The sequence below is a fragment of the Nonomuraea sp. MTCD27 genome, assembly GCF_041950495.1.
Classification (GTDB): domain Bacteria; phylum Actinomycetota; class Actinomycetes; order Streptosporangiales; family Streptosporangiaceae; genus Nonomuraea.
On record NZ_JBGNUW010000038.1, the window covers coordinates 69,882 to 91,540 of the forward strand.

Genomic DNA, 21,659 nt, shown 5'->3' on the forward strand with positions numbered 1-21,659 from the left:
CCGGGCGACCGTCACCTTCAACATCCACATGCCTCCACGTCGACTTCTGGGGTTCACGCTACAGAAGACGGCGCAACCGCATGGGCGGAGTCGGAAATCGCAAGCAAAGCGTAATCAATCAACTACCTGGTGCGACGCGCGGCAGCCCATTCGACGGTCTTCTTCAACCCGGTGGGCAGGTCGGTGCGCGGCTGCCAGCCGAGCCCGTCGTGGGCGGGCACCGGATCGACCGCCATCGCCGGCAGGTCGCCCGGGCGCGGGGGCGCGAAGCCGGGCTTGTCCTGGGCGCCGGCCGCGTCGGCGATCAGCGAGTGCAGGCGGCGGTCGGTGGTCTGGATGCCGGTGCCGAGGTTGAACCGGCGGCCGTCGCCGTCCTGCCCGCACGCCCGGACGAAGCCGTCGACCACGTCGTCGACGTAGATGTAGTCGCGGGTCTGGGTGCCGTCGCCGTAGAGGACCGTGGGCGTGCCCTTGAGCAGGGAGTCGGTGAAGATCGACACGACTCCCGCCTCGCCGTCCGGCGACTGGCGCGGGCCGTAGACGTTGGAGAGCACCAGCGTGGTGTATTCGATGCCGTGCAGCGCGCGGAACGTGGCGAGGTAGATCTCGCCGCTCAGCTTCGAGGCGGCGTACGGCGAGCGCGGGTCGGTCGCCGCGTCACCGGGCACGGGGATCGTCGCCGGGCGGCCGTAGACGGCCACCGACGAGGCGAACACCACCTTGCGCGCGCGCCCCTCGTGGGCCGCGGCGAGCACGGACGCGGTGCCCTCGACGTTGAGCCGGGCGTCGTGCGCCGGGTCGGCCACGCTCTTGCGCACGCTGATCTGCGCGGCCAGATGGCAGACCACCTCCGGCCGCAGCTCCGCCATCAGGCCGGTGAGGGCCTGATCGCGGATGTCCATCTCGTGCAACCTGAACCGGTCGCTGGTCGCGGCGCCGGCCAGGTTGTCCCTGCTGCCGGAGGACAGATCGTCCACCACGTCCACCTCGTGGCCGTCGGCCAGCAGGCGATCGACGAGATTCGAACCGATGAACCCGGCACCCCCGGTGACCAACACGCGCATGGGGTGAATCCTAGTCGGACAGCTCCGACCTCACCTGCGCGATGCGGGCCAGCACCTTCGAGCGCAGATCCGCGGGGACCGGGTCACAACCGCAGTGCTTGGCCACGAGCGCCTTGATCGCCTTGTCCAGGTCGTATTCCTGCAGGCACGGGCTGCACTCGTCGAGGTGCACGCGGATGCCGGCGACGTCGCCCTCGGTCAGCTCACCGTCGAGGTAGGCGTAGACCTTGTCGAGCACTTCGCGACAGTCGGTGTCGTGCGGGTTGCCACAGCTCATTTCGATCCCTCCGCCGGGACCAGGCCACGCTCGCGAGCATAGTCCTCAAGGAGGCCCCGCAGCTGCCTGCGTCCCCTGTGCAGCCTCGACATCACGGTCCCGATGGGAGTGCCCATGATGTCGGCGATCTCCTTGTAGGGGAAGCCTTCGACGTCGGCCAGGTAGACCGCGATCCTGAACTCCTCGGGCAGGGCCGCGAGGGCCTGCTTGATGTCGCCGTCGGGGAGATGCTCGAGCGCCTCCACCTCGGCCGACTTCAGGCCGCTCGAGGTGTGGGACTCGGCCCGCGCGAGCTGCCAGTCCTCGATCTCCTCGGTGCCCGACTGCTTGGGCTCCCGCTGCTTCTTGCGGTAGCTGTTGATGAAGGTGTTGGTCAGGATCCGGTAGAGCCACGCCTTGAGATTCGTGCCCTGCTGGAACTGATGGAACGACGCGAACGCCTTGGCGAAGGTCTCCTGCAGCAGGTCCTCCGCGTCCGCGGGATTTCGGGTCATCCGGAGCGCGGCGGAGTAGAGCTGCTCGAGATACGGCATGACGTCGCGCTCGAATCGCTCGCTTCGCTGCTCCAGCGTCTCCGCGCCTGTCGCGGGCACCGGACCCACCCCCCTAAGATCACCGGTGGCCGGCTGTGGCGGAACACCGTACTCAGGGGAGGATACCCGCTGGCCCGTGACCAGTCGGTCAGCGGGCTGGGGGTCGACCAATGTGAGCATGCTCGTCGCAACACGCCCGCGCCCTTGTCTGTTCCCGCAAGATAGAAGGTACGAAGGACCCGGTGCGGGGAACGTCATACGTACCGGCTGGTAGCCCTTTTTCCGGAACCCAGGAGTCGCGTGTGCTGCCCATTCCGGCCGAGGAACTGAACGGCTCAGGGACGCTCGGGCCGTACTGGACCTTCTACCGCGCCGTCGCCGCCGAACAACTCAACCGATGGCTCCCCGGCGAACCCTCCGTGATCCTCGACCTCTCCGGCGGCCGCGGGCGATGGTCGGGTCAGGCCGCGAGAGCGGGGCACCGGGTGATCGAGGTGCTCGACTTCCGCCGGACCGTCGACGGGCAGTCCCGATTGCGCGACGCGGATCGCGTCCGTCACGTACGCGCCGACGATCTCGCGTTCCTGCCCGACGCGAGCGTGGACGCGGTGCTCGCCGAAGAGCGGGTGATGTCGATCGAGCTGATGGCCGAGTCGGCGATGAGCGACGTGGCCAGGGTGCTGCGGCCGGGTGGGCGGGCGCTGGTGTGCGTCGACTCGCTGGTGCTCGGCATGGCGATCCTGGCCGAGCAGGAGCAGTGGCAGCACCTGCGGCAGACCGGTGAGGTCATGCTCGTGCCGTGGCCCGACGGCAGCATCACGCGCTGCTTCAGCAGCGGGCAGCTGCGCGAGCTGCTGATGGGCGCCGGACTCGAGGTGGAGTGGATGCGGCCGCGCACGGTACTGTCGCCGTCCACGGTGGACCACGTGCTCGGATCCGACGCCCGGGCGCTCAACTACCTGGTGCGCACGGAGCTCGAGGCCCATCCGGACGACGACGACACGGTCGGCATCCACCTGGTGGCCAGCGTCCGCAAGGGGTGACCCGTCTTCTGGGTGCGGCGCCGCCGTTCTTCGTGTCCGGCGGCGTACGCGCTCTCAGCGACGGCGTTCCTTCTTGCCCTGGCACTGCACGCAGCGCGCGGCCTCAGGGCGGGCCTCCAGGCGACCTTCCGGCACCGGCGTGCCGCAGTCGACGCACCTGCCGTACACGCCTTCCTCAAGGCGTTTGATCGCCTCGATGACGGCGCGGCGCTGCGCGGTGGCCACGGTCAGCATGGCTTGGGCGCGGTCGTTGTCGGTCAGGTCCGAGCCGGCGTCCGCCGCCGAGTGCTCACGCACGGCGACAGGGTCGCCCTGCAGGACCCCGATCGAGCGGTCCAGCTCCGCGAGCATTTCTTCCAGCCGCTCACGAGCGGTCGTGACGTCCACGAATCCGCACCTCCGGGTGAGTGAGGGCAACCCGCGGCTAGGACTCCCCGGATGTCCCGCCCGGTGCAATTGGGGGCATTTTTGGCGGTGACATCGAGTAAACGGATGCATCGCTTTCCTCACCGGATGCCCACTTACTGTGCTTCTTACACCTTTAGAAAAGCGCGGTTTCCTCCTCTTCGGGGAGAGGTTTGATGAGGTCTGAGCCATTGTTCCGCACGTTGTTGACATCCGTGGAGACCGCGTACGCGGTGAGCCGCCCCGACTCGGCGGGCACCAGCAGCTCCGCGGCCTGGGCGGTGTCGGTCAGCTTGGGGTCGAGCCACTCCGCCCAACGCTCCCGCTCGATCATCATGGGCATCCTGTCGTGGATGCGGCCGAGCTGGTCCTCGGCGTTCGTGGTGATGACGGTGCAGGTCACCAGCCACTTGAGCGGGTCGTCGTCGTCGCGCGACGGGTCCTTCCAGAACTCGTACAGGCCCGCCATGGCCAGCACCCCGCCGTCGGCCGGGTGGATGAAGTACGGCTGCTTCTTCTTCTTTTCGCCTTCGACCGGCATCCACTCGAAGTAGCCGTCGGCCGGCAGCAGGCACCTGCGCTTGGCGAACGCCTGCCGGAACGACGGCTTCTCGGCCAGCGTCTCGGCCCTGGCGTTGATCAGCCGCGAGCCGATCGACGGGTCCTTGGCCCAGGCCGGCACCAGGCCCCACTTCACGATCCTGAGCTGTCGTACCGCCCGCTCGGCCTCCTTGGGCACGCGGCTCAGCACGGCGTAGACGTTCTTGGTGGGCGCGACGTTGTAATCGGCGCCGAGCTCCTTTTCGGGGTCACCGTCCTGCTCGACCTGGAACTCCTCGAGCAGCTCGTGCTTCTTGCGCGCCGAGGCGTATCTACCGCACATGACCCCACACTGCCACGTCCGGCTTTCGCTCGCATGTCCGCCCGACCCAGGCCCCTCCGCCCCACCCCACCCGCTACCCGCCACCTCCACCCACTGCCGTCCGCCCCCTGCCGTCCACCCGCTGTCCCCGCCCTCGCCCGCTGTCCCCGCCCGCTTTCCCCTGCCCTCGCCCGCCGCCTATGCCCGCTCCGCGACCGCCCGCTCACAGGACCGCCTACACCCACGCCCGCCATTCCCGCCTGACCGCCGCTCCTGCCGTCGTCCCGTCGAGCCCGCGTCCCCGCCGTCCCCGCCGTCCCCGCCGTGCCCGCTGTCCCCATCACCCACGTCATCCACGTCATCCACGTCATCCACAGGGCACAACGGTGCGCCAGTCGTTATCCACAGGCTGTGACCCCCGCCCCGCCACGGCCAGTACTCTTTGACCATGCCCGCTCCGCACTGGCCCGCCCCGGCGGCGACCGGCCCGGTCGACGCCACCGTCCCGCTGCCCGGCTCCAAGTCGGTGACCAATCGTGCCCTCCTCCTCGCCGCGCTCGCCGACGGCCCGGGGGTCGTGCGGCAGGCGCTGCGCAGCCGCGACGCCGACCTGATGGTGGCGGCGCTGCGAGCTCTGGGCACGACTCTGGAGTCCACCCGGGAGAGCGCCGCGGGGGTCGACTGGCAGGTGACGCCCGGCCCGATCCGCGGCGGCGCGCACATCGACGCCGGCCTGGCGGGCACGGTGATGCGGTTCGTGCCGCCGGTCGCCGCGCTCGCCGACGGTCCCGTCTCCTTCGACGGCGATCCGCACGCGCGCAAGCGCCCGATGGGCCCCATCCTCGACGCCCTGCGCTCGCTCGGGGCGCGGATCGACAACGACGCCCTGCCGTTCACGATCAGCGGGCCGCTGACGGGCGGCGAGGTCACGCTGGACGCGTCGGGTTCGTCGCAGTTCGTCTCGGGCCTGCTGCTGGCGGCGGCGCGGTTCGAGAAGGGCATCACGATCCGCCACGTGGGCCCGCCGGTGCCCTCGCAGCCACACATCGAGATGACCGTGGAGATGCTCAGGGCGGCCGGCGTCACGGTGGACGACGGCGAGCGCGACATGTGGCGGGTGGAGCCCGGCCCGATCACGGCCAGGGACATGACGGTGGAGCCCGACCTGTCCAACGCGGCCCCGTTCCTGGCGGCGGCGCTGGTGACCGGCGGCACGGTGACGATCCCCGGCTGGCCGGTGCACACCACGCAAGCGGGCGACGCCCTGCGCGACCTGCTCACCACCATGGGCGCGACGGTCACCCGCTCCTCCCCCGCCGCCGAAACCGCCTCCCGATCAGGCTCCGAATCAGGCCCTGAAGCAGGCTCTGAATCAGGCTCTGAATCAGGCTCGTCCGCGGGCGCGGGCGATCAGCGCCCCGCCTCCCGGACGACCGACCTCGTGGTCACGGGGACAGGCCGGATCACCGGCATCGATACCGACCTCCATGACGTGGGCGAGCTGACCCCCACGATCGCCGCCCTGGCGGCGCTGGCCTCCACGCCGAGCCGCATCCGGGGAGTGAGCCACCTGCGCGGTCACGAGACCGACCGGCTGGCCGCGCTCGCCACCGAGATCAACCGCCTGGGGGGCGACGCCGAGGAGACCGAGGACGGCCTGATCATCCGCCCCCACCCGCTGCACGGCGGCACCTTCCACAGCTACGACGACCACCGCATGGCCACGGCCGGGGCCGTGATCGGCCTCGCCGTGCCCGGCGTCGAGGTGGAGAACATCGCGACGACCGCCAAGACCCTGCCGGAGTTCGTCCAGATGTGGACGGCGATGCTGGAAGCCCGATGACAAACGTCCTTCCAGGCGTGAGCAGGGCCGATGCACAACGTCCCGCGGGCGCTGGTTTCACCGCGAAAGCGCCGGGCACTTCGGAAAAGGGCGGCACGTGACAACGCGCTGCCCGAATGGCGATGAAAAGATTCACCAGCACGACGCCGCCACCTGTCCAGGCCCAGGTGGCACCCGCACCACCAACACGGACTTCCCATATCGACGGACCAGCACCGCGGGTCGAGGCACCAGCAGCACCGACCACACGAGACGGCGCCCCCCGGGCACCGGCCGCAAGTGCCGGCGCACGAAGAGCTCCGGCCACGTGTGCCGGCACACCAGCAGCACCGACCTCACGGGCCGGGGCGCCACGGCCACCGGCCGCGTGGGCCGGCGCACGAGAAGCGCCGGAACCACGGGTCGGAGCACCCGGCACGTGGAACGACGCACCACGGACACCGGCGACGCGTGCCGGGACCGCCGGATCACCGGCACCACAAGTCGGTGCTCCGGCACCACAGGTCGGGGCACCGGCACCACAAGTCGGGGCACCGGCGCCACGGGCCGGGGCACCGGCGCCACGGGCCGGGGCACCGGCTACAACACGGAGCACTTCGGCGTGAGTGAGCCGGGTCCCAAGGGCCTGGCGCGTCACGGGCCCCGTCCGGCGGGCGGGTCCGCGGCCAGGGGCCGCGGCGACCTCGTCCCGCAGCAAGGGATCACGCACAGAGCACAACAGAGGGGATGCGAGCGCATGGGAGCAGACCGCTGAGAAAGCGGGAGTACGACGAGGACGACGTACGGGTCAGGCCGGGCAAGGGCTCCCGGCCCCGGACCCGGATTCGTCCTGCGCATGAAGACGCCGTCGAAGGGTTCGTCGTGGCCGTGGACCGGGGCCGCTACACGACGCTGGTCGAGCCGGAGCGCCCGAAGGGGTCGGCCCAGAAGCGCAAGCAGCCGCAGCGCCGCCTCGTGGTGGCCATGAAGGCGCGCGAGCTGGGTCGCAAGGGCATCGTCGTGGGCGACCGGGTGGCCCTGGTCGGAGACGTCTCGGGCCGTCCCGACACGCTGGCCCGGGTCGTACGCGTGGAGCCGCGCACGTCGATGTTGCGCCGCTCGGCCGACGACACCGAGGACACCGACGGCATCGAGCGCCCGGTCGTGGCCAACGCCGACCAGCTCGTCATCGTGACCGCGCTGGCCGATCCGCCGCCGCGGCCCCGCATGATCGACCGGATCCTGGTGGCGGCCTTCGACGCCGAGATCGACACCCTGCTCTGCCTCACCAAGCCCGACCTCGCCTCGCCCGACGAGCTGGTGGCCCTCTACGAGCCGCTGGGCGTTTCGCACGTCGTGGTCCACAAGGGCGGTCCCCTGGACGAGCTGCGCGACCACCTGACGGGCCGCATCAGCGTCCTGGTGGGCCATTCGGGCGTGGGCAAGTCCACGCTGGTCAACGCCCTCGTCCCCGACGCCAACCGCGCCGTCTCCCAGGTCAACGCGGTGACCGGCCGCGGCCGCCACACCTCCACCTCCGCCGTGGCCCTGGAGCTGCCGGAGGGGGGCTGGATCATCGACACGCCCGGCGTACGCAGCTTCGGGCTGGCGCACGTGTCGGTGGAAACGGTGCTGGCGGCGTTCCCCGACCTGATCGAGGCAACGGTGGACTGCCCGAAGGGCTGCACCCATCTCGGGGAGGGCTGCGCGCTGGACGCGTTGGTCGCGGCGGGCAAAGCCGACCCGGCCCGCCTGGAGTCCCTGCGCCGCCTGCTGTCCAGCCGCGAGGGCACCCCCGACGACCCCACCGCACCCCGCCGCGAACCGACCTCCCCAGACGGCCCAACCGAACCCCGCCGCCAACCCCCATCTGCCCTCTCCACCGCAGAAGCCCTCGACGCGGAAGACCTCGACCCAGAGGACCCCGACGCGGAAGACCCCGACCCAGAGGACCCCGACGCGGAAGACCCCGACGCGGAGTACTTCGACGCAGAGGGCCCCGTTGCAGAGGGCACTCCCACAGAGGACCGCGACGCGGAGGACTCCGAACCAACGAGCCCCGACGCAGAGAGCCCCGACGGAAATCACCGCCGGCTCACCGCACACAACCCTGCCGAGCCCGGCGACGACAAGCCCACGCCGGACGCCCCGAAGAAGACCCGCCGCTAGGGAGCCACGCGGTCACGGTCGGCACCGAGGAGAGCCGCCGCCCCCACGGCTGTCACGGACGACGCCGGGAGACGTCCCCGCCGCAGGACCGTCTCCGGCGGCCCCTCCTGACGGTCGTCACGGTCGCCTGGCGGCGGCGAGGTCCCAGGCGTCGACCGGGCGGACGGTCGGCAGCACGGCGAGCAGCTGCGCCTCCGTCAGCCACGCGCTCTGGACCTCCACCAGCGCGTCACCACGCACGGCGAGCACCGACGTGCTGCCCACCTCGGTACGGACCCAGCTCCCGCCCCAAACCTCCCGGCAGGTGGCCGGCAACCCCTCACCCACCGGCGTGCCGTCCATCCGGGACTGCGACTCGCACGCCTCCCGAGCGGTCTGCTCGCGCACCGATGCGACGAGGACGGACAGATCCCCCTGATCGAATCGCCGCTCGTACGAGAGCCGGAGCACGTCCGCCACGGCGCCCTCCTCCAGGTCGGCGAGGACCAGTCGGTGCTCCGGCAGGTCGGGCGCGACGACGGGCACCCCCTTCGACGCCGACTGCCACGTCACACCGGCCATCCTGATCACGTCCGCCCCCACCCACGAGGCGGCGCACAGAGCGACGACCACCCCGAGCGTGGTGAGGCGAAGGGCCCGGTGCATCGGCATGACCAGGGCCCCGGCGAAGGCGAAGGCGCCCGCGCCGACGCCCATGAGGATGAGGCGACCACCCCATTCACCGATGCCCAAGTCGCCGGCGACCGAGGCATCGACGCCGACGGCGAGCGTCAACAAGAAGGAGAAGATGACGGCCATCGGCCCCAGCACCGACACCAGCCACCAATGCGGCAATTTGCCCCACCAGCACAGCGCCATGCTCACCGGGAAGGGTACGAACACCATCGCCAGGAACGCGAGCAGGACGTTCCGCTCGGACACACAGACCACGAGAACGGACTCACCGAGCCCGATCACCGCACCCACGAGGGCGATCCGGATCAAGGCGTTCATAGCCGATCATCGCCCGTGATCGCCTTCGGCTGTCAAGGCCGGTTCGGGCGCAGGGTCCAGGTGACCGTCAGGGCGGAGACCACCACGCCGTCGGCGTTCGTGACCTCCACGGCGACGTCGAACACCGGCCGCTCCCCCGCGTCCAGCCGGGCCACTACCTCCTCCCGGCTCGCCAGCAGCCTGGCCTCGGCCCGCACCTCTCCCTCGGCGACCTTCCGGAACTCGATGGTGGCGGTCGTCGGCAGCGGCGTCGCCCGGCTCAGCTGGTCGCCCAGCGACGACAGCACGGCGGCCCCCGACGCGGACTCCGCGAGGGTGAAGAGCACCCCCGCGTGCGGGCCGCCCACATGGTTGCGGAACTCCGCGCGGTCGGGAACGTGGCAGATCGCCCGCCCGTCCGCCACCGAATCAAAAACGATGCCCAATGTCTGGGCAAAAGGGACCGACTGGAGCATCAGCGCACCGACATCTACCGACATGCTGGACATGCTACTGGTCGGTAACTGGAATGCGGGTTACCAGAAAAGGGGCGTTGGTGACTGATGTTCGGTATACCCGACACGATAGCGTGGGCGATCGTGCAGGGTTATTCCGATGATCTTCGCCTCGCGCATGTCATGGCGGACGCCGCCGATGACATGACCATGCGGCGGTTCAAGGCTGTCGACCTCAAGGTCGAGACCAAGCCCGATCTGACGCCGGTCAGCGATGCCGACCGCGCGGTGGAGGAGGCGATCCGGGGCACGCTGCGCCGCGCCAGGCCGCGTGACGCGGTCGTGGGCGAGGAGTTCGGCAGGACCGGGTGGGGCGCCAGGTCGTGGATCATCGACCCCATCGACGGCACCAAGAACTACGTACGCGGCGTGCCCGTGTGGGCGACCCTGATCGCGCTCATGGAGTACGGCAAGGTCGTCGTCGGCCTGGTCTCGGCCCCCGCGCTCGGCCGGCGCTGGTGGGCGGCGGCCGAGGGCGGGGCGTGGACGGGCAAGAGCCTGACCAAGGCGTCCCGCATGCAGGTGTCGTCCGTGTCCGTCCTGGAGGACGCCTCGTTCTCGTACTCGAGCTTCGGCGGCTGGGAGAAGACGGGCCGGCTCGACAACTTCCTCGACCTCAGCCGCGCCTGCTGGCGCACGAGGGCGTACGGCGACTTCTGGTCGCACATGATGGTCGCCGAGGGGTCGGTGGACCTGTCGGCCGAGCCCGAGCTGTCGCCGTGGGACATGGCGGCGCTCACCGTGATCGTCGAGGAGGCCGGCGGCGTCTGGACCGACGTGGCCGGGGTGAAGGGCCTTGAGGGCGGCAGCCTCGTCTGCACGAACGGCGTCCTGCACGACGAGGTGCTCAACCGCCTCAACGGCACCACCGTCAAGAGCTAGGTCCGCAGGAGACCGGCCCTGGCCTGGATGCCGGCGGTGGCGGCGTTCAGCTCCCGTTCATCTTTGATGGTCGTGTTCCCCTCGTACGTGACCCCGGCCGGCGGATCGTCGTGCCCCAGCGGGTCGGCGTCCCAGAAGTTGCCCCGGTAGACCACGTTCTCCAGCGGCGGCCCGACGTGCAGCACGGCGGTGTTGTCGGCCCGCATGACGACGTTCTCCTCGACCGTCACCCAGCTGGCCCCGTAGTCGGTGTAGAGCCCGAAGTTGTACGGCGTGCGCGTGTCCTTGATGACGTTGCCCCGCACCACGGCCCCGGTCTCGGCCGAGTCGCCCTGGGGCCCGGACAGGTACACCCCGCCCCCGTCCGCCAGCACCTGCATGGTGTCCACGGTCAGGTTGCGCACGATCCGGGTGCCCTCGCCCGGCCCGGCCACGATGCCGCAGTGGGGCACCTCGGCGATCTCGTTGTGCGCGATGACGCAGCCCCGCGTGCCGGTCACGGAGATCCCCGGCGACCCGCTGTACTCCAGCCCCACGCGACGCACCCGGTTGTCCTCGATCGTGGTCGCCCGGCTCCCGGACACCACGATCGCCCCGGCGGACAGCGTGTCGAAGTCGCAGCCGCGTACGGTGAGCCCGTCGCCCCCGGAGACGCCCAGCCCGGAGGCCCCCATGCGGGTGAACCGGCAGCCCTCGATCACCACGCCGGACACGTCGTCGAACGTCACGCAGGCAGGGATCGTGACGGAATGAGCGGGATACGTCACGGACCCGTCGTCGCCCACGAACGCCGTCTCGACGCCGCCGCCCTCGTAGTAACCGCTGCCGTGATAGTGCGGGAAGCCCTCCGGCCGGCCGGGCCGCACCCATGTGGCGTCGGCGAACACCAGCCCCTCGAACGAGACGTCCCGCGCCCCGGCGACGCTCAGCAGCGTCTCCAGGACCGGCGCGACCACCCGCGTACGCGCGGGATCCTCATCGGGAAGGGGCAGGTACAGCAGCACGTGATCCCCCGGCCGGGACCGGTCGAGCACGAAGGTGCCCGGTTCGCGCAGGAAGCTCGCGTCGTTCTCGACGGCGGTGGGCAGGCCGGGACCGGCGGAGGTGTTGCCCGCCCAGGTGGAGTTGTACAGCTCGACGGCCCACCCGAAGCCGGGCTCCGCCATGGTGATCACCGTCGAGTCACCGTCGGCCGAGATCCCGGCCACCCCGAGGCGGGCCTCCGTCCACGGATAGACGCCCCGGTAGACGAACTCGACGTCCCGCCACTCGCGCGGCGCGGCACTGTCGGTGACGTAGCCGGTGGCGGTCACGGCCGCCGTCCCGGGCAGGCCGGGGACGGCGGCGCGGGCGGCCCGGCGGCCCTCCACGTACAGCTGGCGGGTCTCGAGGTCGCCGACCTCGGCCCGCCAGACGCCGTCCCGCACCCGCCACCCCTCGATCCGCCGGCCGCCGCTCACGACGGCCTCCTCCCGGGCGGAGGTGCCGTGCCCGTACGCCCGGTAGACGGTCCCCGAGTCGGCCCCGGTGAGCTCGAACGGGCGGGTCAGCACGTGTGTCCCGCCCCTGAGGTGCACGACGGCCTCGCCCGGGGCCTCGCGGGCCGCCGACCGGGCACGTTCGAGGGTGGCGAACGGGCGCTCGACGGAGCCGGACCCGGAGTCGTCCCCGGATGGCGCGACGTGGAAGTGGAACATCCCAACCGCCTTTCGATGTTTATGCTGTACACGAATTAGTACACCATAAACTAGGAAGATGCCAATGACGCGGGACCCGGACGACGGCGTCGAGCTGCTGTGGCGGGAGGAGGAGCGCGAGCCACGCCCCGGCCTCAGCCTGGGCAGGATCGTGCGCGCCGCGATCGAGCTGGCCGACGCCGAGGGCCTGGAGGGCCTGTCCATGCGCAAGGTCGCCGACCGGCTCGGCTTCACGACCATGTCGCTCTACCGCCACGTGCCCGGCCGCGACCAGCTCGTCGACCTCATGCGCGACGAGGTCATGGGCGAGCACGCGGACGAGCCCCCGAAGGAGACCACGAAAGAGCCCCCGTCGCAGGAGGGCTGGCGGCCGCGGCTGGAGGCGGTCGCCAGGCAGGCGTGGCGGATCCGCGAGCGGCACCCGTGGCTGGCCGAGGTGCGCGGCAGCCGCCACCTGCCCGGCCCCAACGGCGTCGCCTACTACGACTACATGCTGGCCACCCTCACCGGCACCGCGTTGCGGCCGTCGGAGGTGATCGCGGCCATCGGCCTGGTCGGCCGGTTCGTGGACGCCGAGGCCCTGCTCCTGCTGGAGACCCGGCGCGAGGAGCGCCGCAGCGGCGTGTCCGAGGAGGAGTGGTGGGGCGCCCGCGACTCCCTGTTCGAGCGCCTCGACCAATACCCCACGATCTCCGGCCTCTGGGAGAGCGGCGGCTGGGACCACCCGGAGGACACCTTCGAGTTCGGCCTGCGCCGTCTCCTGGACGGCATCGAGGCCCTCATTCGCGAGCGTGACGAAACCCGTGACGAAAACTGCCAGGAATGCGGCATCCCCCTGGAGCCGGCCGAGTCGGGCCGCCCTCGTGTCTACTGCTCCCGCGCCTGCCGGCAACGCGCGTACCGCAAACGCAAGACCGGCTGAGGCGGCAGGATCCGCTCAGAGCGCCAGCACCCGCCGCACCGCGCTCATCAGGCTGTCCCGGTAGCCGCCCCCGAACAGCACCAGGTGCACGAGCAGCGGATGGAGCTGGTGCAGCGGCACCCGCTCCCGCCACCCCTCGGCCGGCGGCCACTCCTCCCGGTACGCCCCCAGCACCCGATCGAGGTACGGCAGCCCGAACAGGTCCAGCATCGCCAGATCGGTCTCCCGATGCCCGCCATGGGCCGCCGGATCAATCAGCACCCCGTCGCCACCGGACCACAACACGTTCCCGCTCCACAGGTCCCCATGGATCCGCGCCACCGGCTCGGCCGGCCCCGCGACCTCGCCGAAGCGCGACACGGCCCGCTCCACCAGAGCGACGTCCGAGGCGGGCAGCCGCGCCATCCGCAGGAACGGCAGCACCCGCCGCTCCGCGTAGAAGGACGGCCAGTCGCCGGCGGGCGAGTTGTCCATCGGCAGCTCGGCGATGAACCCCGGCCACGGCGCGCCGAACCCCGGCGCCCCCGAGCGATGCAGCCGGGCCAGCGACCGCCCGAACCGCTCGGCGGCCGCGGCGGTGGGCCGCTCCTGGCGTATCCAGGAGAGCACGAGCCGGTCGGGCCCCACGTCGATCACCTCGGGCACCGCGGCGGCCTCACCCAGCCAGCGCAGCCCGGCGGCCTCCGAGGCGAAGATCTCGGAGGCCGCCCCGCTCTTGGCGAACACCTCGCGCCCGTCGTCCAGCACGCCCCGCCGCAGCCGCCAGCCGTGCGACGAGCCCAGATCCTCGGTGAACCTCACTTGGGAATCTCGTCGGCGATGTGCTTGGCCACCCCCTCGGAAGCGGCCTCCACCAGCCCGAGCACCTCCTCGAACCCCTCGGGCCCCCCGTAGTACGGATCCGGCACCTCGGCCCCCTCCGGCGCGGCCGGGTCGAAGGAGCGGAACAGCCGCACCTCCACCCCGGCCGGGGCGAGCCGCCGGAGGTTGGAGACGTTGTCCCGGTCCATGGCCAGCACGAGGTCGTAGCGGTCGAACCAGTCCTTGGTGAACTGCCGGGCCCGATGCGTCGAGCCGTCGTAGCCGTGCTGGGCCAAGATCTCCAGCGCCCGCTCGTCCATCGGATCCCCGACGTGCCAGCCGCCGGTCCCGGCGCTCTCGACGGTGACGCGGTCGCCCAGCCCGCGGTCCGCGAGGGTCTGACGGAGCACGACCTCGGCCATCGGCGAGCGGCAGATGTTCCCCATGCACACCAGGCATACGCGATAAGTCATAACACCCATCATGAGGGTGACCTGGTGCGTTCACCGAACGTTCACCCTCGTTGGGGGGTCTGAGTCACCTTCGCTGCATAGCTTTCATGGCGACTAAGGACCAAGTGGGAGGAACCCAACCGTGAAGTATGCAGGCCGGCTCGCCGCCGTCGCCGTCGTCGGCGCGCTCTCGCTCGCTGCGTGCGGCACAGACAACAACGCCGGGACCAGCGGCACCAGCTCCGCTTCTGCCAGCGCCCCCGCCGCGGGCAATGACAACGGTCTGAGCGGCTCGATCAACGCCGCGGGCTCCTCGGCCCAGGCCAACGCGATCACCGAGTGGACGAAGAACTTCACGGCCACCAACCCCGGTGTCACCCTGAACTACCAGCCCAGCGGCTCGGGCGCGGGTGTGCAGGCGTTCATTCAGGGCCAGGTCGCCTTCGCCGGCTCCGACTCGGCACTGAAGGAGGACGAGCCCGCCCAGGCCGACGCCCGGTGCAAGACCGGCAAGGCGATCAACATCCCGATGGTGACCGGCCCGGTCGCGGTCGTCTACAACCTTCCCGGCGTCGAGGGCCTGCAGCTGACGCCCAAGACGCTCGGCGGGATCTTCAGCAGCAAGATCACCAAGTGGGACGACGCCGCCATCAAGGCCGACAACCCCGACGCCACGCTGCCCTCCACCCCGATCCAGGCCTTCCACCGCTCGGACGAGTCGGGCACCAGCGACAACTTCACCAAGTTCCTCAAGGCCACCGCCGAGTGGCCGTACGAGCCCGCCAAGGCCTGGCCGGCTGAGGCCAAGGGCCAGGGCGCCAAGGGCTCCGACGGCATCGCCTCCTCGGTCAAGGACACCGAGGGTGCCATCAGCTACGTCGAGCTCTCCTTCGCCGAGAACTCCTCGCTGCAGAAGGCCAAGGTCGCCAACGGCGCCGGCGAGTTCGTCGAGCTCACCCCGGAGAGCGCGGCCAAGACGGTCGAGACCGCCGAGATCAAGGGCACCGGCAACGACCTGGCCCTGTCGATCGACTACGCCACCAAGACCGCGGGCGCCTACCCGATCGTCCTGGTGACGTACGAGATCACCTGCGAGAAGGGCCTGCCGGCCGACCAGCAGAAGATCGTCAAGAGCTTCCTCACCTACACGGCCAGCGACGAGGGCCAGGCAGCGCTCAAGGAGCTGGGCTACGCCCCGCTGTCGGGAGCTCTGCTCACCAAGGTCCGGACCGCTGTCGAGGCGATCTCCTAACACCCCATGACCACCAACGTACGCACCCGTGATGGCGGGCCGGCCACGAGCCGGTCCGCCTCGCGGCGCAGCCATGGTGAAGGGCCCTTCCGCTTCGTCTCCACCGCGGCGGGCGTCATCCTGCTGGCGATCATGGCGGCCATCGCCGTCTTCCTCATCAGCGAGGCGATCCCCGCCCTGCAGGCGAACAAGGGCAGCTTCTTCCTCGACCTGACCTGGGAGCCCAACAGCAGCGGCGTGTTCGGCATCGGCGCTCTGGCGTTCGGTACCGTGCTCAGCTCCGGCATCGCCCTCGTCATCGCGACCCCCATCGCGGTCGGCGTGGCGCTGTTCATCTCCCACTACGCGCCTCGCAGGCTCGCCGCCCCGCTCGGCTACCTGATCGACCTGCTCGCCGCCGTCCCCAGCGTCGTCTACGGCCTGTGGGGCCTGGCGTTCCTGGTGCCGCTGATCAGGACCCCGTCGCAGTGGCTCAACGAGCACCTCGGCTGGTTCCCGCTGTTCGCCGGCGAGGGCGCCATCGGCGGCAAGACCATGATCGCCGGATCGATCGTGCTGGCCATCATGATCCTGCCGATCATCGCGGCCATCACGCGCGAGGTGTTCCTCCAGGCGCCGAAGATGAACGAGGAGGCGGCGCTCGCGCTCGGCGCCACCCGCTGGGAGATGATCAGGATGGCCGTGCTGCCGTTCGGCCGTCCCGGTGTCATCAGCGCCGCCATGCTCGGCCTCGGCCGCGCCATGGGCGAGACCATCGCGGTCGCGCTGATCTTCCCCGCCACCTTCGACATCACCTTCGAGATCCTCACCCCGCACGCCAACAGCATCGCCGCCAACATCGCCAACGGCTTCGGCGAGGCCACCGAGATCGGCCGAGGCGCCCTGATCGCGTCCGGTCTGGTGCTGTTCGTCATCACGTTGCTGGTCAACATGGGCGCGCGCCTGATCATCAACCGCCGCAAGGAGTACGCGAGGGCCGGCGCATGACCTCGATCCAACACATCTCGACCAGCCGCCGGATCAAGGACCGGGTCGTCCAGGGCCTGGTCTACCTGGCGTTCGCGCTGGCCGTGGTGCCGCTCATCTCGGTGCTCTGGCTGGTCATCTCCAACGGCCTGGCCCGGTTCGACCTGGAGTTCCTCACGCACTCGATGAACGGCATCGGTGCGAGAGACGCCGGCGGCGGTGCGTACCACGCGATCATCGGAACCCTGGAACAGATCCTGCTCTCCTCGGTCATCTCGGTGCCGATCGGTCTGTTCACCGCGATCTACCTGGTCGAATACGGCAACAACGGCCGGCTGAGCCGCGCCATCAGCTTCTTCGTGGACGTCATGACCGGCGTCCCTTCGGTCGTTGCCGGCCTGTTCATCTTCGCGTTCTGGATCCTCTTCCTCGGCTTCGAGTACTCCGGCTGGGCGGGCGCGCTGGCGCTGTCCATCCTGATGATGCCGACGGTCGTCCGGTCCGCGGAGGAGATGCTCCGGCTGGTGCCCAACGACCTGCGCGAGGCCTCGTACGCGCTGGGCGTGCCCAAGTGGCGCACCATCGTCAAGGTCGTGCTGCCGACCGCGTTCACCGGCATCGTCACCGGCATCATGCTGGCCGTGGCCCGTGTCGCCGGTGAGACCGCGCCGCTGCTGATGACGGTGTTCTTCACGAACTCCATCAACAACGACCCGTTCTCCGGGCCCCAGATGGGCCTTCCCCTCTTCGTCTTCGACCAGGCGGCCCGTCCCAACGACACCGCCGTCGACCGGGCGTGGACCGGAGCCCTCACGCTCATCCTGATCGTCATGCTGCTCAACCTGGTGGCGCGCCTGATCGCCTGGTGGCGCTCGCCCGCCAGGGGCCGATAGGGGGTAATCACCGCAATGTCCAAGCAGATCCAGGTCTCGGGTCTCGACGCGTACTACGGGTCGCACAAGGCGATCGAGGACGTGTCGATGACCATCGAGCCCCGCTCGATCACCGCGTTCATCGGCCCGTCCGGATGCGGCAAGTCGACGTTCCTGCGCACGCTCAACCGCATGCACGAGGTGATCCCCGGTGCTCGCGTGGAGGGCAAGGTGCTGCTCGACGGCGACGACCTGTACGCCCCCACCGTCGAGCCCGTCTCGGTCCGCCGGATGATCGGCATGGTCTTCCAGCGCCCGAACCCGTTCCCCACGATGTCGATCTACGAGAACGTGGCGGCCGGCCTCCGCCTCAACGGCCGCGTCAGCAAGTCGCAGATGGACGGCATCGTCGAGGAGTCGCTCAAGGGCGCCAACCTCTGGAACGAGGTCAAGGACCGCCTCAACAAGCCGGGCGCGGGCCTGTCCGGCGGTCAGCAGCAGCGGCTCTGCATCGCCCGGGCCATCGCGGTCAAGCCGCAGGTCCTGCTGATGGACGAGCCGTGCTCGGCGCTCGACCCGATCTCCACGCTGGCCATCGAGGACCTGATGGCCAAGCTCAAGGACGAGTACACGATCGTCATCGTCACCCACAACATGCAGCAGGCCGCCCGGGTCAGCGACAGGACCGCGTTCTTCAACCTGGCCGAGCAGGGCAAGCCGGGCAAGGTCATCGAGATGGACGAGACCTCCCGCATGTTCACCAACCCGACCGAGAAGGCCACGGAAGACTACATCACGGGGCGCTTCGGCTGATGACCCAACAGCAGGCGGCATCCACGATGAACGGGGACACGAGGACCAAGCCCGTACTGCTCATCGCCGACCCCGACGACTCCGTCGTGGAGGAGGTGGCCACGGCCCTCGAACGCGAGGGCGTGGCCGTCACGGGGGCGTCCGACGGTGCTCAAGGGCTGCTGCAGGCGGGGGCCCTGCAGCCGGACGTGGTGCTCGTCTCGGCCACGCTGCCGGTCATCGACGCGGTGGAGTTCGTACGCGCGGTACGCCTGGCGCGGGCCGTGCCCGTGCTGCTCGGCGTCGGCGAGGGGCACGCCGAGCAGGCCGTACGCGCGCTCGCGGCAGGGGCCGCCGCCTGCGTGGCCAGGCCCTACCGGGTGCCGGAACTGCTGCCGTTCATCCAGGCGGCCTCGCCCGAGTCCCGCAAGGTGCTCGCCGTGGGCGGGGTCGAGCTGGACGTACAGGCCTACCAGGTACGCGTGGCCGGGCGAGCCGTGCACCTGCCGTTGCGGGAGTTCGAGCTGCTGCAGTACCTGATGCGCAACGCCGACCGCACGGTGACGCGCGAGCAGATCATGCGCCACGTCTGGCACGCCGCCGCGAACACCTCGACGAACACGATCGCGGTGCACGTCAAGCGGCTGCGGGCCCGCCTGGGTGACGAGGACGACCGGCTCATCCAGACCGTACGCGGGGTGGGCTACCGGCTGGTCACCCCGGGCATCGCTGAAAGTCCTGCATGATCCGCTTGGTCACGCCTTCGACCGTCGCTATGCCGTACGCCACCTCTGGGCTCCCCTCGGTGAGTACGGCAACGGCGTAGTCGCGCCCGTCGCCCCTGATCAGCCCCACGCTGATCGTGGCCCAGCGCTCGGTCGAGACGCGCTTGAGCCAGCCGTTCTTCAGCGCCACGCGGTCGCCCTCGCACGCGGCGGCGCTGATGCCCCAGTCCTGGCCGTCGACGACCGCGCCCATGAGCCTGAGCACCTGCTCGCGATCGCCGGCCCTGAGCGGGCTCTTCCCGGACACCAGCGCCGCCATGAGGCGTACCTGGTCATCCACCGACGTCCTGGTGATCCCCCAGCAATACAGGTCAAGGCAGTCACCGGCCACGCCCCGCGTGTGCTTCAGCCCGAGCCGCCTCCCCGCCGCGTCGAACCCGCCCACCCCGCCGATCCGCAGCCACAGGCGGTCCGCGGCATGGTTGTCGCTGTAGCGGATCATCAGCTCGGCATCGCGCCGGACCGCGGCCGGCAGCTTCTTCCACGGCGTACGCAGCAGCAACGCCACGAGGATCTGCACCTTGGCCGTGCTGGCCGTGATCAGCCGCTCGCCCGCGTGATAGCGGTAGACCCGCCCGGTCGCCAGATCCTTCACCATGGCCGTGACCGGCCCCGGCCGCCCGGCCAGATAGCGGTCGAGCCGCTCGGAGATGCGTTTGTCCGGAACCGCCGGCACGGAGGCCGTCCCCAGGCTCTCCACCATCATCCTGGCCTGCTTCACCCCGGGCAGGACGGTGACCGGGCCCGCGAGGTGCACGCTGCCGGGCGAGGGCACGGCGGCGGAGCCCACCTCCGGAGGCGCCGGCCCCTTCACCCATATCAGCGGCATGACCAGGGCGAGCGCGATGACCAGTCGTGGTATCGCCTTGGCCCTGGCCGCGATCACCTGAGCATTATCACGAAATTTCGCGACATGCCGCTAGACACCGGCGGCGATCAGTTTCGCGATCGAGTCGTCGTCACAGGTGGCCCAGAAGCCTCCCACGACGTCTTCCAGGTGCTGGACCGACTCGGCCCGGAACAGCACATCCTGATATTTCGTGATGTCGTACTGCGTGGCGCCCATGAGAGCCAGGTCCAGCGGCCGGATGTCCATCCCCCGGAACTCCTCGATCTCCCCGTACGAGGACAGGATCCCCGCCCCGTACGCCTTGAGCTCGTCCGCCTCCCGCATCACCCCGAACTCCATCGTGAACCAGAACACCTTGGAGACGAACTCCAGCGCCTCCTCCCCCTCGACCCGCCGCGCGGCCTGCCCCGCCAGCCGGTAGAGAGCGGCGTACCGAGGGTGCGCCAGCGCGTTGGCGTGCCCGATCACCTCATGGATGACATCGGGCTCAGGAGTGTAGAACGGCACGGAATGATGCCGGATGTACTGCGTGGAGTGGAAGAACCCGTCCGCCAGCACCCCGTAGAACTCCCGCAGCGGCACCAGCCCCGCCGCCGGCAGATACCGGAACCCGGTCAACGGCTCCAGCAGCTCCGACACCTCTTCGAGCTGCGGGATCCGGTCGCCCGGCAGCCCCAGCCGCGCGGCACCCGCCAGATACTCGGCCGTGGCGTACTTGGCGTGCTTGACCCCCAGCTCCCTGGTGACCGTCCGCCAGACCTCGTGCTCCTGCTCGGTGTACTCCGCGGCCGGAATGGGCGTGCCCGGCCGGTAGTTCACCGCCAGCCCGGCGATCGCGTTCCGCCGCTCCCGGTACACCGGGTCCGCGAACCCCGGATGCGACGCCGACAGCTCGACCACCACGGACCCATCCTCCTGGGCCGCGACCGGCGCAAAATACTGTGCTTCCTCAAACATGCCCCAAATGACAGCAACTCCCGCTTTTCCTGGCAAGAGCGACCAATTCTGCTGCGCGATACGCTGGATTTCGCACGACAAACGACCCAGATCCTGGTCGAATCGCACAGTGTAGGAGGAGGCGGCATGGACGATCTAGACGCCAGGCTGCTGGTCACCATGCGCGCCAACCCCCGCATCGGCCTGACCGAACTGGCCCGGCTCCTCGGAGTCGCCAGAGGCACCGTCCAGGCCCGGGTGGAGAAGCTCACCGCGAGGGGCGTCATCCAGGACTTCGGCCCCACCGTGTCGCCGGCCAGGTCCGGGTATCCGATCCTGGCGTTCGTGTGGCTGCAGATAGCTCAGGGGCGCCTGGACGAGGCCGTGGCGGCGTTGCGGACCGTGCCCGAGATCCTGGAGGTCCACGGGACGAGCGGCCAGCACGACCTGCTGTGCCGCGTGGTGGCCCGCACGACCGAGCACCTCCAGCAGATCATCGCCCACGTGCTGGCGTCCCCGGCCATCCAGCGCACGGACACCACGATCGCGCTCTCCACCCAGATCCCCCACCGGATAGAGCCGCTCCTCCAGGCCGCCGTCACCGACCGCCCCTGACCACAAACGCAGAAAGGGCCCCGACGCGTTGGCGTCGGGGCCCTCCCCTAAAGATTGTCCGGCGGTGACCTACTCTCCCACACCCTCCCGAGTGCAGTACCATCGGCGCTGAGAAGCTTAACTTCCGGGTTCGGAATGTAACCGGGTGTTTCCTTCCCGCCATAACCGCCGTAAC

Annotated in this window: 22 protein-coding genes, 1 rRNA gene and 1 pseudogene; 11 read left to right on the forward strand and 13 right to left on the reverse strand. The window is 70.2% G+C overall.

Features of this window, described 5'->3' with window-relative positions; translation table 11 throughout:
- Window positions 1-122 precede the first annotated feature (122 nt).
- From ACBJ59_RS58545 to ACBJ59_RS58555, 3 genes are read right to left on the reverse strand one after another with little or no spacing between them, the layout of a single operon-like run.
- Complete coding sequence (locus ACBJ59_RS58545) at window positions 123-1,064, reverse strand: NAD-dependent epimerase/dehydratase family protein (RefSeq protein ID WP_375118635.1); 942 nt, start codon at window positions 1,062-1,064, stop codon at window positions 123-125.
- A gap of 10 nt (window positions 1,065-1,074) precedes the next feature.
- Window positions 1,075-1,341: a mycothiol system anti-sigma-R factor gene (gene rsrA / locus ACBJ59_RS58550; protein WP_364125813.1), complete on the reverse strand. Its 267-nt coding sequence runs from the start codon at window positions 1,339-1,341 to the stop codon at window positions 1,075-1,077.
- Window positions 1,338-1,943 (reverse strand): sigma-70 family RNA polymerase sigma factor, encoded by a 606-nt coding sequence (locus ACBJ59_RS58555; protein ID WP_043624264.1) that lies wholly within the window; start codon window positions 1,941-1,943, stop codon window positions 1,338-1,340. Before ACBJ59_RS58555 ends, rsrA begins: the two co-directional genes overlap by 4 nt.
- A gap of 233 nt (window positions 1,944-2,176) precedes the next feature.
- Between ACBJ59_RS58555 and ACBJ59_RS58560 the strand changes: the two genes are divergently transcribed.
- Complete coding sequence (locus tag ACBJ59_RS58560) at window positions 2,177-2,917, forward strand: methyltransferase domain-containing protein (protein ID WP_364125810.1); 741 nt, start codon at window positions 2,177-2,179, stop codon at window positions 2,915-2,917.
- Window positions 2,918-2,971: 54 nt separating this feature from the next.
- Here the strand turns inward: ACBJ59_RS58560 and ACBJ59_RS58565 are convergent, their stop codons facing one another.
- Both ACBJ59_RS58565 and ACBJ59_RS58570 read right to left on the reverse strand, forming a co-directional pair.
- Window positions 2,972-3,304, reverse strand: a complete 333-nt coding sequence (locus ACBJ59_RS58565; protein ID WP_364125807.1) for a TraR/DksA family transcriptional regulator — start codon at window positions 3,302-3,304, stop codon at window positions 2,972-2,974.
- 154 nt (window positions 3,305-3,458) lie between these two features.
- Entirely contained in the window at window positions 3,459-4,205 is a 747-nt protein-coding gene (locus ACBJ59_RS58570) for an SOS response-associated peptidase (RefSeq protein WP_364125805.1), read from the reverse strand.
- A 427-nt stretch (window positions 4,206-4,632) separates the two neighbouring features.
- On the opposite strand from ACBJ59_RS58570, the gene aroA reads away from it, so the two are divergent.
- Together aroA and rsgA are read left to right on the forward strand one after the other, a co-directional pair.
- On the forward strand, window positions 4,633-6,027 hold the full coding sequence (aroA, locus tag ACBJ59_RS58575) for a 3-phosphoshikimate 1-carboxyvinyltransferase (RefSeq protein ID WP_375118636.1): 1,395 nt from the start codon (window positions 4,633-4,635) through the stop codon (window positions 6,025-6,027).
- Window positions 6,028-6,753: 726 nt separating this feature from the next.
- Window positions 6,754-7,809 (forward strand): annotated as a pseudogene (gene rsgA, locus ACBJ59_RS58580) (ribosome small subunit-dependent GTPase A); the annotation flags it as partial.
- 483 nt (window positions 7,810-8,292) lie between these two features.
- Here the strand turns inward: rsgA and ACBJ59_RS58585 are convergent.
- On the reverse strand, window positions 8,293-9,168 hold the full coding sequence (locus tag ACBJ59_RS58585; RefSeq protein ID WP_375118637.1) for a hypothetical protein: 876 nt from the start codon (window positions 9,166-9,168) through the stop codon (window positions 8,293-8,295).
- Between the two features lie 32 nt (window positions 9,169-9,200).
- Window positions 9,201-9,647: a DUF4442 domain-containing protein gene (locus ACBJ59_RS58590; RefSeq protein WP_375118638.1), complete on the reverse strand. Its 447-nt coding sequence runs from the start codon at window positions 9,645-9,647 to the stop codon at window positions 9,201-9,203.
- Window positions 9,648-9,746: 99 nt separating this feature from the next.
- Here ACBJ59_RS58590 and hisN point away from each other — a divergent pair, with 99 nt between their 5' ends.
- Window positions 9,747-10,544, forward strand: a complete 798-nt coding sequence (gene hisN / locus ACBJ59_RS58595) for a histidinol-phosphatase (protein ID WP_375118639.1) — start codon at window positions 9,747-9,749, stop codon at window positions 10,542-10,544.
- Here the strand turns inward: hisN and ACBJ59_RS58600 are convergent.
- Window positions 10,541-12,241 (reverse strand): right-handed parallel beta-helix repeat-containing protein, encoded by a 1,701-nt coding sequence (locus ACBJ59_RS58600; protein WP_375118640.1) that lies wholly within the window; start codon window positions 12,239-12,241, stop codon window positions 10,541-10,543. The genes hisN and ACBJ59_RS58600 overlap by 4 nt on opposite strands.
- Window positions 12,242-12,299: 58 nt before the next feature.
- On the opposite strand from ACBJ59_RS58600, the gene ACBJ59_RS58605 reads away from it, so the two are divergent.
- Window positions 12,300-13,163, forward strand: coding sequence for a TetR/AcrR family transcriptional regulator (locus tag ACBJ59_RS58605; RefSeq protein WP_375118641.1), 864 nt, complete (start codon window positions 12,300-12,302; stop codon window positions 13,161-13,163).
- 15 nt (window positions 13,164-13,178) lie between these two features.
- Here the strand turns inward: ACBJ59_RS58605 and ACBJ59_RS58610 are convergent, their stop codons facing one another.
- Both ACBJ59_RS58610 and ACBJ59_RS58615 read right to left on the reverse strand, forming a co-directional pair.
- Complete coding sequence (locus ACBJ59_RS58610; protein ID WP_375118642.1) at window positions 13,179-13,964, reverse strand: fructosamine kinase family protein; 786 nt, start codon at window positions 13,962-13,964, stop codon at window positions 13,179-13,181.
- Window positions 13,961-14,437 (reverse strand): low molecular weight protein-tyrosine-phosphatase, encoded by a 477-nt coding sequence (locus ACBJ59_RS58615; protein ID WP_364125783.1) that lies wholly within the window; start codon window positions 14,435-14,437, stop codon window positions 13,961-13,963. The genes ACBJ59_RS58610 and ACBJ59_RS58615 overlap by 4 nt, the downstream gene beginning before the upstream one ends.
- A gap of 121 nt (window positions 14,438-14,558) precedes the next feature.
- Between ACBJ59_RS58615 and pstS the strand changes: the two genes are divergently transcribed.
- The 5 genes from pstS to ACBJ59_RS58640 are packed head-to-tail and all read left to right on the forward strand — an operon-like array spanning window position 14,559 to window position 19,044.
- Window positions 14,559-15,668, forward strand: coding sequence for a phosphate ABC transporter substrate-binding protein PstS (pstS, locus tag ACBJ59_RS58620; protein WP_375118643.1), 1,110 nt, complete (start codon window positions 14,559-14,561; stop codon window positions 15,666-15,668).
- A 6-nt stretch (window positions 15,669-15,674) separates the two neighbouring features.
- Window positions 15,675-16,655, forward strand: a complete 981-nt coding sequence (gene pstC / locus ACBJ59_RS58625; RefSeq protein ID WP_364125778.1) for a phosphate ABC transporter permease subunit PstC — start codon at window positions 15,675-15,677, stop codon at window positions 16,653-16,655.
- Entirely contained in the window at window positions 16,652-17,527 is an 876-nt protein-coding gene (gene pstA / locus ACBJ59_RS58630; RefSeq protein ID WP_375118644.1) for a phosphate ABC transporter permease PstA, read from the forward strand. The genes pstC and pstA overlap by 4 nt, the downstream gene beginning before the upstream one ends.
- A gap of 15 nt (window positions 17,528-17,542) precedes the next feature.
- On the forward strand, window positions 17,543-18,319 hold the full coding sequence (gene pstB / locus ACBJ59_RS58635; protein WP_375118645.1) for a phosphate ABC transporter ATP-binding protein PstB: 777 nt from the start codon (window positions 17,543-17,545) through the stop codon (window positions 18,317-18,319).
- Complete coding sequence (locus ACBJ59_RS58640) at window positions 18,319-19,044, forward strand: response regulator transcription factor (RefSeq protein WP_375118646.1); 726 nt, start codon at window positions 18,319-18,321, stop codon at window positions 19,042-19,044. The genes pstB and ACBJ59_RS58640 overlap by 1 nt, the downstream gene beginning before the upstream one ends.
- Here ACBJ59_RS58640 and ACBJ59_RS58645 read toward each other — a convergent pair.
- On the reverse strand, window positions 19,013-19,969 hold the full coding sequence (locus ACBJ59_RS58645) for a serine hydrolase (RefSeq protein WP_375118647.1): 957 nt from the start codon (window positions 19,967-19,969) through the stop codon (window positions 19,013-19,015). The genes ACBJ59_RS58640 and ACBJ59_RS58645 overlap by 32 nt on opposite strands.
- A 33-nt stretch (window positions 19,970-20,002) precedes the next feature.
- Window positions 20,003-20,890 (reverse strand): phenylalanine 4-monooxygenase, encoded by an 888-nt coding sequence (locus tag ACBJ59_RS58650; protein ID WP_375118648.1) that lies wholly within the window; start codon window positions 20,888-20,890, stop codon window positions 20,003-20,005.
- A gap of 126 nt (window positions 20,891-21,016) precedes the next feature.
- On the opposite strand from ACBJ59_RS58650, the gene ACBJ59_RS58655 reads away from it, so the two are divergent.
- Window positions 21,017-21,484 carry an Lrp/AsnC family transcriptional regulator gene (locus ACBJ59_RS58655; protein WP_375118649.1) on the forward strand — a complete coding sequence of 156 codons (468 nt, stop codon included), beginning with the start codon at window positions 21,017-21,019 and terminating at the stop codon, window positions 21,482-21,484.
- Between the two features lie 56 nt (window positions 21,485-21,540).
- On the opposite strand, the gene rrf is transcribed toward ACBJ59_RS58655, so the two are convergent.
- A 5S ribosomal RNA gene (gene rrf, locus ACBJ59_RS58660) occupies window positions 21,541-21,657 on the reverse strand.
- Window positions 21,658-21,659: the final 2 nt, after the last annotated feature.

What these genes read in the sequence shown, in the direction of transcription:
- ACBJ59_RS58545 (WP_375118635.1), bottom strand. Translation starts at nt 1,064, where the DNA reads ATGCGCGTGTTGGTCACCGGGGGTGCCGGGTTCATCGGTTCGAATCTC.
- rsrA (WP_364125813.1), bottom strand. Translation starts at nt 1,341, where the DNA reads ATGAGCTGTGGCAACCCGCACGACACCGACTGTCGCGAAGTGCTCGAC.
- ACBJ59_RS58570 (WP_364125805.1), bottom strand. Translation starts at nt 4,205, where the DNA reads ATGTGCGGTAGATACGCCTCGGCGCGCAAGAAGCACGAGCTGCTCGAG.
- aroA (WP_375118636.1), top strand. Translation starts at nt 4,633, where the DNA reads ATGCCCGCTCCGCACTGGCCCGCCCCGGCGGCGACCGGCCCGGTCGAC.
- ACBJ59_RS58585 (WP_375118637.1), bottom strand. Translation starts at nt 9,168, where the DNA reads ATGAACGCCTTGATCCGGATCGCCCTCGTGGGTGCGGTGATCGGGCTC.
- ACBJ59_RS58590 (WP_375118638.1), bottom strand. Translation starts at nt 9,647, where the DNA reads ATGTCGGTAGATGTCGGTGCGCTGATGCTCCAGTCGGTCCCTTTTGCC.
- ACBJ59_RS58600 (WP_375118640.1), bottom strand. Translation starts at nt 12,241, where the DNA reads ATGTTCCACTTCCACGTCGCGCCATCCGGGGACGACTCCGGGTCCGGC.
- ACBJ59_RS58605 (WP_375118641.1), top strand. Translation starts at nt 12,300, where the DNA reads ATGCCAATGACGCGGGACCCGGACGACGGCGTCGAGCTGCTGTGGCGG.
- ACBJ59_RS58615 (WP_364125783.1), bottom strand. Translation starts at nt 14,437, where the DNA reads ATGACTTATCGCGTATGCCTGGTGTGCATGGGGAACATCTGCCGCTCG.
- pstC (WP_364125778.1), top strand. Translation starts at nt 15,675, where the DNA reads ATGACCACCAACGTACGCACCCGTGATGGCGGGCCGGCCACGAGCCGG.
- pstA (WP_375118644.1), top strand. Translation starts at nt 16,652, where the DNA reads ATGACCTCGATCCAACACATCTCGACCAGCCGCCGGATCAAGGACCGG.
- pstB (WP_375118645.1), top strand. Translation starts at nt 17,543, where the DNA reads ATGTCCAAGCAGATCCAGGTCTCGGGTCTCGACGCGTACTACGGGTCG.
- ACBJ59_RS58640 (WP_375118646.1), top strand. Translation starts at nt 18,319, where the DNA reads ATGACCCAACAGCAGGCGGCATCCACGATGAACGGGGACACGAGGACC.
- ACBJ59_RS58650 (WP_375118648.1), bottom strand. Translation starts at nt 20,890, where the DNA reads ATGTTTGAGGAAGCACAGTATTTTGCGCCGGTCGCGGCCCAGGAGGAT.
- ACBJ59_RS58655 (WP_375118649.1), top strand. Translation starts at nt 21,017, where the DNA reads ATGGACGATCTAGACGCCAGGCTGCTGGTCACCATGCGCGCCAACCCC.